Genomic DNA, 14,886 nt, shown 5'->3' on the forward strand with positions numbered 1-14,886 from the left:
CAGCGCGCCGCCCGGTTTGCGTTAAGCATGCATTGAGCCGCGCGCGCTAGCGTCACGAGGCAAGCTCGAAGGGGAATTGCCTTATGAAACCGTGGCGCAACCCGTTTCCGCCCGAACTGGGCCAGCATCTGCGCGATGGCCTTCTGGGGCCGCCCGCGCTGGCGCTGCTGCCGGCCGGGGTGCTCGCCGGGTTCTGGATCGGCGGAGAGGCGGCGCTGATCGCGGTCGCGCTGGGCTACCCGGCCTGCCTTGCGCTGGCCCGGTTGCGACCGCCCCCGGCCCCCGCGACGGGCGAGGTCGAGGGGCGCGCCGGATTCGCCGAAGCGGTCGCCGCCAACCTGCGCGTTGCGGTGGATTCCTCGCGTCATACGGGGTGCATCCTGTTCGAGCTGGACGATCACGCCGAATTGAACGCGCGCCACGGGCAGGCCGCCACCGATGAGATGATGCAGACGCTGTTCGCGCGGATGCAGTCGGTTCTGCGCAGCCGCGACGTGACCTGCCGGCTCGATCCGCCGCTCTTCGCGGTGTCGGTCGCGCCCGTCCGGCGGCTCAACCTCGGCGACGGGTTGCACATGGCCGGCCGGGTGCAGGCCGCGCTGGAGGAGCCTCTCGTGCTTGACGGAACGACCGTCTATGTCAGCGCGTCCGCGGGCCTCGCGCTCGACACGCAACTGCGCCGCAGGACCGGCCCCGCGCTGATCGAGGCCGCGGAAACCGCGCTGGCCGAGGCGCGCCGCCACGGCCCCTCGGCGCTGCGCGCCTATTCGCCCGAGATGCACGCGCCCCCCGTCCTGCGCGACGCGGCGTTCGCCGACGCCGCATGCGAGGCGCTCGAGAACGGGCAGATCGGCCCGTGGTTCCAGCCGCAAATCTCAACCGATACCGGCAAGGTCACCGGGTTCGAGGCGCTGGCGCGCTGGAACCACCCGGTCCGCGGCATGGTCTCGCCGGCGGAATTCCTGCCGGCGCTGGAACAGGCGAGCCGCCTCGAGCGGCTGGGCGAGGTGATCCTTCACGGCGCGCTGGGCATGGTGAAATCCTGGGACGCCGCGGGAATCGACGCGCCCACTGTCGGCGTCAACTTCGCGCCCGACGAACTGCGCAATCCGCAGCTGCCCGAACGGATCGAGTGGGAACTGGACCGCTTCGGCCTCGCGCCCGAGCGGCTGACGGTGGAGATCCTCGAAACCGTGGTGTCGACCGCGCCGGACGATACGGTGGCGCGCAATATCGCCGCGTTGTCGCGGCTCGGCTGTCGCATCGACCTAGACGATTTCGGCACCGGCCACGCCTCGATCTCGTCGATCCGCCGGTTCGACGTGCAGCGTCTCAAGATCGATCGTTCCTTCGTGATGAAGGTCGACCGCGATCCCGAACAGCAGCGGATGATCGCGACCATCCTGCTGATGGCCGAGCAGCTGGGGCTCGACACGCTGGCCGAAGGCGTGGAAACCGCCGGAGAACACGCGATGCTCGGGCAGTTGGGCTGCGGGCACGTGCAGGGTTTCGGCATCGCCCGCCCGATGCCGCCCGAACGGACCATCGACTGGGTCCGCGCCCACCTGCAGAAGCTGGACCTGCCTCCGCGGATCGGCCGCCGCACCGGCTGAGGTCGCGCGCGGCGTGGTGAAACCCGCGCGGGCGACGGGGATTCAGGCAAATCCGCTTGACCTTTGGCCGCACAAATCGTTGAACCCTCCCGACCCTCATAAAACAAGTGGTGGCCGGCCGGCATGGACGATCAGAACAAGAACCTCATTCTCGCAACCGCGCTCAGCTTCCTCGTGATCCTGATCTGGTTCGTGCTCTTCCCGCCGCCCGAGCAGGCGCCGGTCGAGCCGAACGCGCCGATCAGCGCGCAGGACGACCAGGCCGCGGCGGATGCGAACGCCCCGGCCTCGGCCCCGGCCGCGGCGGACGGCGTTGTCACGGAGGAAACCCCTGCCCCCGAGGCCAAGGCGAGCGACGCGCCGCGCATCGCCATCGACACGCCCAGCATAGAGGGGACCATATCGCTCGAGGGTGGGCGGATCGACGATCTGTCGCTCAAGAACTACCACGAGACGATCGATCCCGAATCGCCGGACGTGGAGCTGCTGACCCCAGTGAGCGGCAAGGAGCCGCATTACGCGTTGTTCGGCTGGGCGCCGGGCCAGGGCCTGAGCGCGGACACGGTGCCGGGCGCCAACACCCTCTGGACGCAGGAGGGAACCGGCGCGCTGACCCCGGATACGCCGGTCACGCTGACATGGGACAACGGCGCGGGGCTGACCTTCCGCCGGGTGATCTCGGTCGACGACAACTTCATGTTCAACGTCACCCAATCGGTCGAGAACACCGGTGACGCGACCGTGACGCTCGCGCCCTACGGCATCCTCGCGCGGCACGGGATTCCTTCGGACATCAAGCAGTTCTTCATCCTGCACGAAGGCGCGATCCGCATGGTCGACGGCCAGCTGAGCGAAATCGACTACGACGATTTCGAAAGCGCCGGAGAGCACAAGAATATCGCGGTCGCCGCCAATGGCTGGACCGGGTTTACCGATCACTACTGGATGACGACGCTCATTCCCGAGCCGGGAAAACCCTTTTCCCTCAGCATGTTCGAGGACAAGAGGCGCAACATCTACCAGACCACGACCAAGCAGCCGACCGTCAGCCTCGCCCCCGGCGCGAGCGCCAGCGCCGAAACCCGCCTCTTCGCCGGCGCCAAGGAATGGGACACGATCCGCCATTACCAGAACGAGGAGGGCGTCGAGGGCTTCGTCGATTCGATCGACTGGGGCTGGTTCTTTTTCCTGACCAAGCCGATCTTCGCCGTGCTGCACTGGCTGAACCAGCTCATCGGCAACATGGGCTGGGCGATCATCGGCCTGACCGTTCTGATCAAGGCGCTGCTGCTGCCGCTGGCCTATAAATCCTACGTCTCCATGGCGCGGATGAAAGAGCTTCAACCCGAGATGGAGAAGATCAAGGAGCGCGCCGGCGACGACAAGCAGGCGATGCAGAAAGAGGTGATGGCGCTCTACAAGAAGGAAAAGGTGAACCCCGCCTCGGGCTGCCTGCCGATCCTGTTGCAGATCCCGATCTTCTTTTCGCTCTACAAGGTGATCTTCGTCACGCTCGAGCTGCGCCACGCGCCGTGGATCGGCTGGATCCGCGACCTGAGCGCGCCCGATCCCTCGTCGCTCTACAACCTCTGGGGACTGCTGCCCTGGGCCGCGCCCGAACCCGGCTCGATCCTGGCGCTGATCTTCATCGGCGTGCTGCCGCTGTTCCTCGGGATCTCTATGTTCCTGCAACAGAAGCTGAACCCGTCGCCGACGGACCCGACGCAGAAGATGATCTTCGCCTGGATGCCCTGGGTATTCATGTTCATGCTGGGCAGCTTCGCCAGCGGGCTGGTGCTCTACTGGATCGCGAACAACACGATCACCTTCATCCAGCAATACGCGATCATGCGCAGCCAGGGCTACAAGCCCGACGTCTTTGGCAACATCAAGGACAGCTTCGCCCGCAGCCCGTCCGGAAAATCCGGCGACGGCGGCGGCAAGACGGACAAGGGGGGAGGAAAGTAAATGGCCAATGTCGCCGCGCTCTGGCGCCACCCGATCAAGAGCCACGGCCGCGAGGCGCTGCAAAGCGTCGAGCTGACCGCCGGCGGCACGCTGCCCTGGGACCGCCGCTGGGCCGTCAGCCACGAGGCCACCCGCGCGGAGCCGGGCGAATGGGGGCCGTCGGCCAACTGGACCATCGCCGCGAAGGTGCTGCCGCTGATGGCGATCACCGCCACGTCGGACGAGGCCGCCGGAACCGTCACCCTGCGCCACCCGGAGCGGCCCGATCTGACCTTCGATCCCGACACCGAGGTCGACGCCTTCCTCGAATGGGAAAAGCCCCTGCTGCCCGAGAACCGCGCCCAATCCACCGGCATCGTGAGAGCGCGGGAGCGGGCGATGACGGATACGGAGTTCCCCTCGGTCAGCATTCTCAACCTCGCCAGCAGCACCGATCTGGGGATGCACATGGGGCAGGCGCTGTCGCCGCATCGCTGGCGCTGCAACATCCACCTCGAGGGGCTGGCCCCCTGGGAGGAGAACGGCTGGATCGGCAAGACGCTGCGCATCGGCGAGGCCGAGTTCGAGGTACGCGAGCCGATCGAGCGCTGCCGCGCGACCACCGCGGACCCCGAGACGGGGCGCGCGGACGGCGACACGCTCAAGGCGCTGAACGCCAATTTCGGCAACCAGAACTGCGGCGTCTACACTTTCGTCACGAAGGGCGGGCGGGTCAGCGTCGGGGACGAGATCGAACTGCCGTGAGCGCCCTGCCCTTTCCCCTGGCGAAGACGCCCGACGCGGAGATCGCCGAGCGGGGGCGGCGGCTCTTCGCGGGCGAAACGCGCTTTGTCAAAGGCGTCGTCGACATGGCCGGCCTACCCTCCGGCGACCGCCCCGAGGTGTGTTTCGCCGGGCGTTCGAACGTCGGCAAGTCGACGCTGATCAACGCGCTGACCGGACGCCGCGCGCTGGCGCGGGCGTCCAACACGCCGGGGCGCACGCAGGAGATCAACTTTTTCGCACTGGGCGAGGAATGCTACCTCGTCGATCTGCCGGGCTATGGTTATGCCAACGCGCCGCTGCCGGTGGTCGAGAAATGGCAGCGCCTGCTGAAAAGCTACCTGTCGGGGCGTCAGACCCTGCGCCGCGCCTTCGTGCTGATCGACACCCGCCACGGCGTGAAGCCGGTGGACGAGGAGATCATGGCGCTGCTCGACAGCGCCGCCGTCACCTTCCAATGCGTGATGACCAAGGCCGACAAGGTCAGGGGCGCCGAACGCGACCGCGTGCTGGAACAGGTGCGCGCCGCGCTCGCCAAACATCCCGCCGCCTTCCCCGAGATCGTGCTGACCTCGGCCGAGAAGGGCGAGGGCGTCGACGTGCTGCGGTCCATCATCGCCGGCATCGACTGAGCGGCGCGGCCTTGCGCGCCGTCGCGCCAGCGGCGATAACGGCGCGACGAGGGACAACGAGATGAAGCAACGCGACATGAACCGCGACTGGATCGCCACCGCCCGCACGCTGTCCGAGGCGCTGCCCTACCTGCAACGCTATGACGGCGCGATCGTGGTCATCAAGTTCGGCGGTCACGCGATGGGCGACGACACGGCGATGGAGACCTTCGCGCGCGATGTGGTGCTGATGCGCCAGGTCGGGGTGAACCCGGTGATCGTGCATGGCGGCGGCCCGATGATAAACGAGATGCTGGCCAAGCTCGCGATCAAATCCGATTTCGTCGGCGGCAAGCGCGTGACCGACGCGGCGACGATGGAAGTGGTCGAGATGGTCCTGTCGGGCCGCGTGAACAAGCGCATCGTACAGGCGATCAACGCGCAGGGCGGCCGCGCGGTGGGGCTGTCGGGCAAGGATGCGAACCTCGTGACCTGTACGCCCGCCGACCCGGCGCTCGGCCTTGTCGGCACGCCCTCAAAGATCGACCCACGCCTGTTGCACACGCTGTTCCAGGACGATGCGATCCCGGTGATCGCGCCGCTTGGCGCGGGAGAGAGCGGCGAGACGTTCAACATCAACGGCGATACGATGGCAGGCGCCATCGCCGCCGCGCTCAGGGCCGACCGGCTGTTGCTGCTGACGGACGTGGACGGGGTGCGCGACGCCTCGGGGCGGGTGGTCACGGAACTGACGGCGGACCAGATCCGCCGCATGACCGCCGAGGGAGTCATCGCCGGCGGCATGATCCCCAAGACCGAGACCGCGCTCGCCGCGATCGAGGGCGGGGTGCGCGCGGTGGTGATCATCGACGGCCGCGCGCCCAACGCGACGCTGCTGGAACTGTTCACCGATCACGGCGCGGGGTCGATGATCCGCGCCGAGTGAGGGCCTTGCGCGTTCTCCGGTTTCACATAGGTTCAAGGCATGGAGCATGAGACGATCCTGCGGCTGGGGTTCTTCCTTGGCCTGTTCGCGCTGTTCGCGTGGCTCGAACAGCGCGCGCCGCGCCGCGCGCGGGCAGAGCCGCTGCGGCGCCGCTGGTTCACCAACTGGGGGATCGTCGTCCTTGACACATTGACGCTGCGCGCGCTCGCCCTGGGGCTGCCGCTGCTGGCGGTGGGCGCCGCGATCGATGCCCAGGCGCAGGGCTGGGGGGTGATGAACGCGCTCGGCCTGCCGCTGTGGCTTGGCGTGGTGCTGACGGTCCTGATCTTCGACCTGGCGATCTGGGCGCAGCATCTCGTTACCCACAAGGTGCCGATCCTGTGGCGCATCCACCGGGTGCATCACGCCGACCGGGATATCGACGTCAGCACCGCGATCCGCTTTCACCCGGTCGAGATCGGGCTGTCGATGCTGCTGAAGATCGGGCTGGTCTACCTGCTGGGGCCGCCCGCCATCGGGGTCGTCGCGTTCGAGATCGTGCTCAACGGCACGGCGATGTTCAACCATGCCAACCTCGCGCTTCCCGGCTGGCTCGACGCCGCGCTGCGCAAGGTGCTGGTCACGCCCGACATGCATCGGGTGCACCACTCCGACATCCGCGCCGAGCATGACAGCAATTACGGCTTTGCCCTGTCGGTCTGGGACCGGATCTTCGGCACCTATCGCGCGCAGCCGGGCAAGGGACACGAGGGGATGACGGTCGGCCTGGAATGGCAGGACGACCGCCCGACCAAGCTGGGGTGGAGCCTGTGGCTGCCGTTTCGCCGGGACTGAGCGGCGTCATCGACGCCGCCGCAAAGGCGCGGCTGATGGTGATGGGCGGGCTGCGCGAGGGCGGCGGCACGATCGTCCTGCTGGGGCCGGGGCGCGGCTTCTGGCCGCATTTCCGCGACGCGCCCGAGATGCGCGACGGCGCGCCCGACCCGGTCGACCGCTGGTCGCAGCGGGTGATCGGGGCGATGGCGGCGGAATTGGGCGCCGAGGCGCTCTTTCCCTTCGGCGGGCCGCCCTACCAGCCGTTCCTGCGCTGGGCCATCGCGTCGGGGCGCGCGTGGCAGAGCCCGGCGGGGATGCTGGTGCATGACGAGGCCGGCCTGATGGTGTCCTATCGCGGCGCGCTGCGGTTTGACCATGTCATCGCGCTGCCCGCACCGCCCGACGCCGCGCCTTGCGCGACATGCGATGGACAGCCTTGCCTGACCGCCTGCCCCGTCGATGCGCTAAGCGCCGCGCGCGGCTACGACGTGGCGGCGTGTCACGCGCATCTCGACCGCCCGGCGGGCCGGGACTGCATGGAGGAAGGCTGCCGCGCGCGTCGTGCCTGCCCTGTCAGCCAGCGGTTCGACCGCACGGCCGAGCAATCGGCCCTGCACATGCGCGCCTTTCATCCCGCCGGCAAGGGCGGTGGATGAATCCTCTCAGTGGCCGAGAATCTGGCTCAGGAACAGCTTGGTGCGGTCGGATTGCGGGTTGTTGAAGAACTCCTCGGGTTCGTTCTGCTCCACGATCTGGCCGTCATCCATGAAGATCACCCGGTTCGCCACCTGTCGGGCGAACCCCATCTCGTGCGTGACGCAGAGCATGGTCATGCCCTCCTCGGCAAGCTCGATCATGGTGTCGAGCACCTCCTTGATCATCTCGGGGTCGAGGGCGGATGTGGGTTCGTCGAACAGCATGATCCGCGGCTTCATGCAGAGCGAGCGGGCGATCGCGACGCGCTGCTGCTGCCCCCCCGAGAGCTGCCCGGGATACTTGTCCGCCTGTTCGGGAATCTTCACCTTTTCGAGGAAATGCATCGCGGTTTCCTCGGCCTCCCTCTTGGGAATCTTGCGCACCCAGATCGGGGCCAGGGTGCAGTTCTCGAGGATGGTGAGATGCGGGAAGAGGTTGAAGTGCTGGAAGCACATGCCGACCTCCGAGCGGATCTTGTCCACGTTCTTGAGGTCCGAACTGAGCACCGTGCCGTCCACCTCGATCCGGCCCTTCTGATGCTCTTCGAGCGCGTTGATGCAGCGGATCAGCGTCGATTTGCCCGACCCCGAGGGGCCGCAGATGACGATCCGTTCGCCGCGATAGACGGTGAGGTCGATGTCGCGCAGCACGTGGAAGGTGCCGTACCACTTGTTCATGTTCTGGATCGAGATCGCGACCTCGTCCGAGACCTTCATTTTCGGTGCAGCTTCTGCCATGTCGTGTGGCCTCCTGTTTTTATTGCCCTGTCGCTTGCGCTTCTTGCGGGCCTGTTACCTGTGATCGGTGGTGAGGCGACGCTCGAGCCACTGTGAATATTGCGAAATGCCGTAGCAGGTGATGAAGAACAGGACCGAGGCGAAGCCGAACAGCTCCCAGTAGACGCCGTTCCAGTCCGACGAAGCGAGGATCGGGCCGCGGATCATGCCGACCAGGTCGAACATCGTGATGATCGAAACCAGCGTGGTGTCCTTGAACAGCCCCACCGACACGTTGACGATCCCGGGGATCGAGATCTTGAGCGCCTGCGGCAGGATGATCAGGCGCATCGACTGCGCGTAGTCGAGACCCAGCGAATCCGCCGCCTCGTACTGCCCCTTGGGGAGCGCAGCGAGGCCGCCGCGGATCACCTCGGCGATATAGGCCGAGGCGAACATCGTGATCATGATGATCACCCGCAGGATCAGGTCGAAACTCGTGCCCGGCGGCAGGAAGTAGGCCAGCACCACGTTCGCCACGAACAGCAGCGTGATGAGCGGCACGCCGCGAATGAACTCGATGAAGACGACGCTGATCCACCTGATCAGCGGCATGTTCGACTGCCGCCCCAGCGCCAGCGCGATGCCGAACGGCAGCGACAGCGACACGCAGACCACCCCGAGGATCATGTTCAGCATGAAGCCGCCCATGTCGCGCGACTGCACCGCCGGCAGCAACGGATCGTCGGAGGCGATCAGCGGCACGATGTAATCCGCGAGGATCCACACCACCAGCGCCGCCGCGATCCCGCCGAGAAAACCGGTGGCGAAGTTCTGGTTGCCGAAGCGGTCGAAGATCACGTAGCCGGCCACAAGCCCGAGCGCGGCGAATACCGGCGCCCAGATCGTGCCGCCCCAGATCAGCCAGTAGGCGAGGAACGGATAGACCGCCGTGAACAGCAGCAGCTTGCGCGGCAGGTCGAAGAACAGCACGGGCGCCGCGGCGAGGAACAGCAGGACGAAGGCCAGGCTCGGGCGCCAGTAGAATTCGTCCGGGTACTTGAACCCGAAGATGAGCTGGTTCCACCGCTCGGTCAGCACCGAGAAGCAGGCGGCGCTGCGGCCCTGTAGCACCTCGCGGCATTCCGTGAGGCTGTCGGTCGTCCAGACGCCGCCGAGCACCCAGGGCAGCGTCGCCGCCAGGACCAGGTAGATCGCGTAGAGCGCCGCGATGGTCAGCGCCGCGTTGGCCCAGGTGGCGAACAGGTTCTGACGGAGCCAGCCGACGACGCCGGCCTCGGTGACGGGCGCAGGAGCGGGCGGGATTGCGGTTTCGCGGACGTAAGCGACGGATTCGGCATGCGTATCACTCATGGCTCAGCGCTCCTTCAGCTTCATCTTGCTGTTGTAGATGTTCATGATGACCGAAATGCTGAGCGAGATCGCGAGGTAGAACAGCATCAGCAGCAGCACGCATTCGATGGCGCGGCCCGTCTGGTTGAGCGTGATCCCCCCCAGCGTCGCGGTGATGTCCGCGTAACCGACCGCGATGGCGAGCGAGGAGTTCTTGGTGATGTTGAGATATTGCGAGATCAAGGGCGGGATGATGACGCGAAGCGCCTGCGGCAGGATCACGAGGTTCATGATCCGGCGCGGGCGCAGGCCGAGCGCCGCCGCGGCCTCGGTCTGTCCCTTGCTCACGGCGAGGATGCCGGCGCGCACGTTCTCGGCGATGAAGGCGCCGGTGTAGACCGACAGCGCGAACCAGAGCGCGATCAGCGGCGCCCCGACCTTGATCCCGCCGCCAAAGTTGAATCCCTTGAGCTCGGGAATATCGAGCCCGATGGGCCGGCCCAGCACGAGGAACAACAGGATGGTCGGCACGAGCAGGATCGCCAGCGACGGCCAGCCCGTCGGCAGCAGTCTGCCGGTGCTGAACAGCAGTTTCTTGGCGTAGGAGCGATAGGCGAACACGGCGATGATCGAGGCGACGAAGGTCGCAACCACGATCATCGAACCGGGCCCCCAGACCGGGGCGGGGATATAGATCCCGCGGTTGGTGAACGCGAAGAGGTTGAACAGCATGCTCGATGTGGGGTTATCGCCGCGGAAAGCGCTTGGCGCCGGCAGCGACACCGTCATGATCCCGTAGATGATGAGGATCCAGATCAGCACCGGGATATTGCGGAAAATCTCGACATAGACCGACATCAGCTTGCGCACGAGCCAGTTCTTCGACAGCCGCAGCACGCCGGCGATCACGCCGAGAACGGTCGCGGTGATGCAGCCCAGCACGGCGACGAGGAGGGTGTTCAGGATCCCGACCCAGGCCGCCTGAAGGTTCGATGAGCGGCTGGTATAGGGGATCAGCGTCTGGTTGATGTCATATCCCGAAGGATCTTCGAGAAAACTATAGCTGATGTTCAGCCCTGCGGCGGCGAGGTTCCGGACCAGGTTTGAACCGAGATAGGCGAAAAGCGAAATCACCAGGATAAGCGCGATCGCCTGGAAGGTCAGCGACCGGTACCGCGTGTCGTTGATCAGCATCGACAGGCGGAACGACTCCCTTTGAGGGTCGGTGAGTGCGGTCATGTATTTTCATCCCTGTTGTCCGGCCCTTGTTGTTGTGATGGCGTCGATGCGCCGGGGGCCTGGATTGTCTTGACGCTTGAGGTGCGAAGGGCGCGGCCTTGACCGCGCCCCTGCTTGTCTGTCCTAGCGGAACGGGGGGGCGTAGAGCAGCCCGCCATCGGTCCACTGCGCGTTCAGGCCGCGGGCGAGGCCGATCGGAGTGTTTTCACCGATGTTCTTCTCGAAGATCTCACCGTAGTTGCCGCCCGCCGCGATGGCGCGCACCGCCCATTTGGCGTCGAGGCCCATCATCTCGCCGAGGTTGCCCTCGGTGCCGAGCAGGCGGTTGATCTCGGGGCTGTTGCCCGCCTCGGCCGCCATGTCGTTGACGTTGGCGGAGGTGACGCCGAGCTCTTCGGCGGCGATCAGCGCGTTCAGCGTCCAGCGCGCCACGTCGGCCCACTCGTTGTCACCGTGGCGGACCAGCGGCGCGAGCGGCTCTTTCGAGATGATCTCGGGCAGGATCACGTGATCGCCCGGGTTCTCGAAGGAGGCGCGCAGCGAGGCGAGGCCCGATGCGTCGGTGGTGTAGGTGTCGCAGGCGCCGGCGAGGTATTGCTGCGCGCCCTCGGCGCTGGTTTCGATCGGGACCGGCTCATAGCTGATGTTGTTCTTGCGGAAGTAGTCCGCGAGATTCAGCTCGGTCGTGGTGCCGGTCTGGATGCAGACGGTCGCGCCGTCCAGTTCCTTGGCGGAGCTGACGCCCAGCGATTTCGGAACCATGAAGCCCTGGCCGTCATAGTAGTTGACGCCGACGAATTCGAACTTGAGGTCGACGTCGCGGCTGAAGGTCCAGGTGGTGTTCCGCGCGAGCAGGTCGATTTCGCCCGAGGCGAGGGCGGTAAAGCGGGTTTTGCCGGTGGTGGGAACGAATTCGACCGCCGTGGGGTCGTTCAGAACCGCGGCGGCGACGGCGCGGCAGACGGCGACGTCAAAGCCTTTCCATTCGCCGTTGGCGTCCGGCGCGGCGAAGCCGACAAGCCCGGTGGTGACGCCGCAGTTCAGCTTCCCACGCGCCTTGACGTCGTCGAGCGTCCCCGCCGCGGCAACGCCCGCGGCAAGCCCGGCGATCGTCAGTGCGCCAAGAAATACGGATTTTTTCATGATTACCTCTTCCTGATTGTCCACCCACTATGACAGGGCGGTTTGCGCGGCCTCAAGGAGAGGCCGGGGTGAAACGTAAGAGGGTTTGTCCCCCCTCAGCGGAGCCGAGTGTGGATGGATTCATTCTCAAAGGTCAAGGGTCGCGTCACGAAAAGTGGCGATTCACGCGCGCGCCTGACCTCGCGTAAGGTTAGCGCGAAGCGTCAGGTTGCAACCCGGCCAAGGTCGAAAAACCGCTTTGCATGCAAAAATGCCTCAGCCTTGTGCGCCGCGGCCTGCGCCGCCTCTTCGTCCTCGCCCCAGATCGAGATTTGCCAGTTCTCGTCGAGGCGGGAGATTTCCCAAAGTGTCTTGATATCCTGCGCGTCCCGCATGGCGGCGATCCCGATCACGAGAGAACCGGACAGGCTCACCAGGTCGTGCAGCGCGGTCAGCGCGAAATCATCGAGCGCATGCACCTCCGCGCGCAGTTTCCGCAACGCGGCGGGGTCTTGCGGTTCATGCATCACGCCGGTTCGCGGCCCGAGCCGCGCCCCCAGTTCCGAATCAGCCCAGTCGAGCAGCGGATCCCACGCGGCGGCCTGCTGCGCGACCAGTTCGGCGGGCGCCGCGGCGCGATAGCAGAGCAGGTCCGCATCGCCATAATCCGCGAGCATGTCGGCCACTGCGGCGCGTTGCGGCGCGACCTTGTCGATGGCGGAATTGGCCGAGCGCGTCACCGGCATGCTGAGCGGCGCGATCACCTCTTCCTGCGCGTCCCATTCGGCGGCGATCGCCTCGGCCATCGCGCGGGTGGGGACGATCAGCGCCGATTTCAGCGGCGTGCGCACCGGGCGGCCATCCAGCTCGATGGTATGGCCGCCCTTCGCGCGCGCGACTTCGGCGCGGGTCCAGAAGCGCCGGGATTTCCATTCGCTCATGTCACGCTCTCCCACAGGCTGTCGAGAAGCGGGGGCAATTCGGCGAAGGCGGCGATGAACGCCGACGCCGCGCTTAGCGCGCTGCGCGGATGATAGCCCCAGCCGACGCCGATGCCGCGCACGCCCGCCGCTTGCGCCATGTCCATGTCAAAGCTCGTATCCCCGATCATCACCGCGTCGCGGGCCGCGATCCCGGTCTCGGCCAGCGCGGCGAGGATCATCGCGGGATGCGGCTTGGAGGGGTGGAAATCGGCCACCTGCTGGGTGACGAAGAGGTCACGCAGGTCATGCGCCTCGAGCAGTTTGTCGAGGCCGCGGCGCGATTTGCCGGTCGCCACGCCGAGAAGGACGTCGGGCGCGGCGGCGAGGGTTTCCAGAACCTCGCGCGCGCCGGGATAGAGCGGCGAGGATTGCGCAGCGCCCGCCAGCGCGCGCAGGTCCATGTAGGCGTCCTTGTAGCCCTCGACCATCCGGCCATGCGCGGCCGCATCCAGTTCGGGCGCGAGCCGCGCCATCGCGACGGGAAGCGACAGGCCCACGATGCCGAGGATATCGGCCCGCGCAGGCGCCGGCAGGCCGACCGCGCCGAACGCATGGGTCATCGCCGCGACGATGTCGCCCTGGCTGTCCACCAGCGTGCCGTCCACGTCAAAGAGGATGAGACGCGGCGGCGCGCTCATGTCTCCGCCTCGTCGGCGAAGGGGTCGGCCGGCGCGTCGGCGGCGGACCACTGGAACAGATCCCACGTATGCGCCATGTGCGGCGGCAGCGGCGCGGTCAGGTGCAGCATGGCGCGGGTGACGGGGTGTTCGATTATCAGGCTGCGGGCGTGCAGGTGCAGCTTCTTCGACAACTCCCCGCCCAGTTGCGCGCCCCAGCCGTCGCCGAGGTTCTCCTGCCCCGACCCGCCATATTTGCCGTCGCCGATGATCGGATGGCCCAGTTCGGCCATGTGCGCGCGCAATTGGTGGGTGCGTCCGGTGATGGGCGCGAGCGCCGCCCAGGCGGTGCGGCTGCCCGCCGCCTCGAGCACGGCGTAATCGGTGGTTGCGTGTTTCGCGCCCGGCGTGGCGTCGACGTCGCGGGGATGGATGCAGTGCATCTTCTCACCCTCCCCCTTCGCGCCGTGGCCGGGCGCCTTGACCAGCCCGTAGCGCACGGTGCCCATGCGCGGGCTGGGCACGCCGGCGAGCGCGGCCCAGTAGATCTTGCGCGTGCCGCGGTGGCGGAAGGCGGCCGTCAGCCCCTTCGCCGCGGCGCGGGTGCGCGCCAGGACCAGCACGCCCGACGTGTCCTTGTCCAGCCGGTGCACGAGGCGCGGCTTCTCATCCAAGCCGAAGCGCAGCGCCTCGGCCAGCTCGTCGACGTGGCGCGCCTGTTTCGAGCCGCCCTGCACCGGCAGGCCCGGCGGCTTGTCGAGGGCGATCACGTGATCGTCGCGGTAGATCACGCATGCGCGGATCATCTTCGCGTCCGCATCCGTGATCTGCGCGCGGCCGCGCGCGGCGGCCTCTTTCGGGTCGGGCAGCGGCGGAACGCGCACCGCCTGACCGACCGCGAGGCGCGTCGCGGGCTTCACCCGCCCGCCTTCGACGCGCAGCTCGCCCTTGCGGCACATCTTCTCGATCCGGCCCTGGCTTAGATGCGGAAAGCGGCGGCGCAGCCAGCGGTCGAGCCGCTGGTCGCCCTCGTCGCGCGCGACATGGAGGATCTGCACGCCGCTCACGTCCCGAGACCCCGCGTGATCCAGATCGCCAGCATGAGCGCGGCGATCGAGCCCAGCACCGACAGCGCCACGTAGACCAGCGCGGCGAAGATCTGGCCGCGCTCGATCAGCGTGAAGGTCTCGAGCGAGAAGGCCGAGAAGGTGGTGAACCCGCCCAGCATCCCGGTCATCACGAAGGGCGCGAGATGCGCCAGCCCCCGTTCCCATGACAGCACGGCGAAAACGCCCATTACGAAGGAGCCGAGAACATTGACCGCGAGGATCGCCACCGGGAAGCCCGGCTCGCCCAGGCGGGCGAGCGACAGCCCGACGCCAAAGCGCGCCATCGCGCCCAGCGCGCCGCCGAGCGCCACCTGGAGAAAGGTCAAGAACATGGC

General features: G+C 67.1%; 15 protein-coding genes. 7 read left to right on the plus strand and 8 right to left on the minus strand.

What is annotated here, in order from left to right:
- Positions 1-83: 83 nt before the first annotated feature.
- From D6850_RS15220 to D6850_RS15250, 7 genes are all read left to right on the plus strand, one after another.
- Complete coding sequence (locus D6850_RS15220; RefSeq protein WP_121168473.1) at positions 84-1,613, plus strand: putative bifunctional diguanylate cyclase/phosphodiesterase; 1,530 nt, start codon at positions 84-86, stop codon at positions 1,611-1,613.
- Between the two features lie 123 nt (positions 1,614-1,736).
- A complete protein-coding gene (yidC, locus tag D6850_RS15225) occupies positions 1,737-3,581 on the plus strand; it encodes a membrane protein insertase YidC (RefSeq protein ID WP_121168474.1) in 1,845 nt (614 codons plus the stop codon).
- On the plus strand, positions 3,582-4,325 hold the full coding sequence (locus D6850_RS15230) for an MOSC domain-containing protein (RefSeq protein ID WP_121168475.1): 744 nt from the start codon (positions 3,582-3,584) through the stop codon (positions 4,323-4,325). It begins immediately after the preceding gene.
- Positions 4,322-4,975, plus strand: coding sequence for a ribosome biogenesis GTP-binding protein YihA/YsxC (yihA, locus tag D6850_RS15235; protein WP_121168476.1), 654 nt, complete (start codon positions 4,322-4,324; stop codon positions 4,973-4,975). The genes D6850_RS15230 and yihA overlap by 4 nt, the downstream gene beginning before the upstream one ends.
- Positions 4,976-5,036: 61 nt before the next feature.
- Positions 5,037-5,900, plus strand: a complete 864-nt coding sequence (gene argB, locus D6850_RS15240) for an acetylglutamate kinase (protein ID WP_121168477.1) — start codon at positions 5,037-5,039, stop codon at positions 5,898-5,900.
- A 39-nt stretch (positions 5,901-5,939) separates the two neighbouring features.
- Entirely contained in the window at positions 5,940-6,734 is a 795-nt protein-coding gene (locus D6850_RS15245; protein ID WP_121168478.1) for a sterol desaturase family protein, read from the plus strand.
- A complete protein-coding gene (locus D6850_RS15250; RefSeq protein WP_342769547.1) occupies positions 6,710-7,372 on the plus strand; it encodes a ferredoxin in 663 nt (220 codons plus the stop codon). The genes D6850_RS15245 and D6850_RS15250 overlap by 25 nt, the downstream gene beginning before the upstream one ends.
- Before the next feature lie 6 nt (positions 7,373-7,378).
- On the opposite strand, the gene D6850_RS15255 is transcribed toward D6850_RS15250, so the two are convergent.
- From D6850_RS15255 to crcB, 8 genes are all read right to left on the minus strand, one after another.
- Positions 7,379-8,149 (minus strand): amino acid ABC transporter ATP-binding protein, encoded by a 771-nt coding sequence (locus D6850_RS15255; protein WP_121168479.1) that lies wholly within the window; start codon positions 8,147-8,149, stop codon positions 7,379-7,381.
- Positions 8,150-8,203: 54 nt separating this feature from the next.
- Positions 8,204-9,502: an amino acid ABC transporter permease gene (locus D6850_RS15260; protein WP_121168480.1), complete on the minus strand. Its 1,299-nt coding sequence runs from the start codon at positions 9,500-9,502 to the stop codon at positions 8,204-8,206.
- A 3-nt stretch (positions 9,503-9,505) separates the two neighbouring features.
- Entirely contained in the window at positions 9,506-10,720 is a 1,215-nt protein-coding gene (locus D6850_RS15265; protein ID WP_121168481.1) for an amino acid ABC transporter permease, read from the minus strand.
- A 123-nt stretch (positions 10,721-10,843) separates the two neighbouring features.
- The gene (locus D6850_RS15270) at positions 10,844-11,863 is read right to left on the minus strand and encodes an amino acid ABC transporter substrate-binding protein (protein WP_121168482.1); all 1,020 of its coding nucleotides are present in this window, start codon (positions 11,861-11,863) and stop codon (positions 10,844-10,846) included.
- 203 nt (positions 11,864-12,066) lie between these two features.
- Positions 12,067-12,783: an ATP12 family chaperone protein gene (locus tag D6850_RS15275; protein ID WP_121168483.1), complete on the minus strand. Its 717-nt coding sequence runs from the start codon at positions 12,781-12,783 to the stop codon at positions 12,067-12,069.
- Positions 12,780-13,463 carry an HAD-IA family hydrolase gene (locus tag D6850_RS15280; RefSeq protein ID WP_121168484.1) on the minus strand — a complete coding sequence of 228 codons (684 nt, stop codon included), beginning with the start codon at positions 13,461-13,463 and terminating at the stop codon, positions 12,780-12,782. The genes D6850_RS15275 and D6850_RS15280 overlap by 4 nt, the downstream gene beginning before the upstream one ends.
- Complete coding sequence (locus D6850_RS15285) at positions 13,460-14,509, minus strand: RluA family pseudouridine synthase (protein ID WP_121168485.1); 1,050 nt, start codon at positions 14,507-14,509, stop codon at positions 13,460-13,462. The genes D6850_RS15280 and D6850_RS15285 overlap by 4 nt, the downstream gene beginning before the upstream one ends.
- Entirely contained in the window at positions 14,506-14,883 is a 378-nt protein-coding gene (gene crcB / locus D6850_RS15290) for a fluoride efflux transporter CrcB (protein WP_121168702.1), read from the minus strand. Before crcB ends, D6850_RS15285 begins: the two co-directional genes overlap by 4 nt.
- Positions 14,884-14,886: the final 3 nt, after the last annotated feature.

This window comes from Roseovarius spongiae (assembly GCF_003651245.1).
GTDB classification, from domain to species: Bacteria; Pseudomonadota; Alphaproteobacteria; order Rhodobacterales; family Rhodobacteraceae; genus Roseovarius; species Roseovarius spongiae.

Excerpts from the sequence above, each read along its gene's own strand:
- D6850_RS15220 (WP_121168473.1), top strand. The coding sequence starts at position 84 with ATGAAACCGTGGCGCAACCCGTTTCCGCCCGAACTGGGCCAGCATCTG.
- yidC (WP_121168474.1), top strand. The coding sequence starts at position 1,737 with ATGGACGATCAGAACAAGAACCTCATTCTCGCAACCGCGCTCAGCTTC.
- D6850_RS15230 (WP_121168475.1), top strand. The coding sequence starts at position 3,582 with ATGGCCAATGTCGCCGCGCTCTGGCGCCACCCGATCAAGAGCCACGGC.
- argB (WP_121168477.1), top strand. The coding sequence starts at position 5,037 with ATGAAGCAACGCGACATGAACCGCGACTGGATCGCCACCGCCCGCACG.
- D6850_RS15245 (WP_121168478.1), top strand. The coding sequence starts at position 5,940 with ATGGAGCATGAGACGATCCTGCGGCTGGGGTTCTTCCTTGGCCTGTTC.
- D6850_RS15255 (WP_121168479.1), bottom strand. The coding sequence starts at position 8,149 with ATGGCAGAAGCTGCACCGAAAATGAAGGTCTCGGACGAGGTCGCGATC.
- D6850_RS15260 (WP_121168480.1), bottom strand. The coding sequence starts at position 9,502 with ATGAGTGATACGCATGCCGAATCCGTCGCTTACGTCCGCGAAACCGCA.
- D6850_RS15265 (WP_121168481.1), bottom strand. The coding sequence starts at position 10,720 with ATGACCGCACTCACCGACCCTCAAAGGGAGTCGTTCCGCCTGTCGATG.
- D6850_RS15270 (WP_121168482.1), bottom strand. The coding sequence starts at position 11,863 with ATGAAAAAATCCGTATTTCTTGGCGCACTGACGATCGCCGGGCTTGCC.
- D6850_RS15275 (WP_121168483.1), bottom strand. The coding sequence starts at position 12,783 with ATGAGCGAATGGAAATCCCGGCGCTTCTGGACCCGCGCCGAAGTCGCG.
- D6850_RS15280 (WP_121168484.1), bottom strand. The coding sequence starts at position 13,463 with ATGAGCGCGCCGCCGCGTCTCATCCTCTTTGACGTGGACGGCACGCTG.
- crcB (WP_121168702.1), bottom strand. The coding sequence starts at position 14,883 with ATGTTCTTGACCTTTCTCCAGGTGGCGCTCGGCGGCGCGCTGGGCGCG.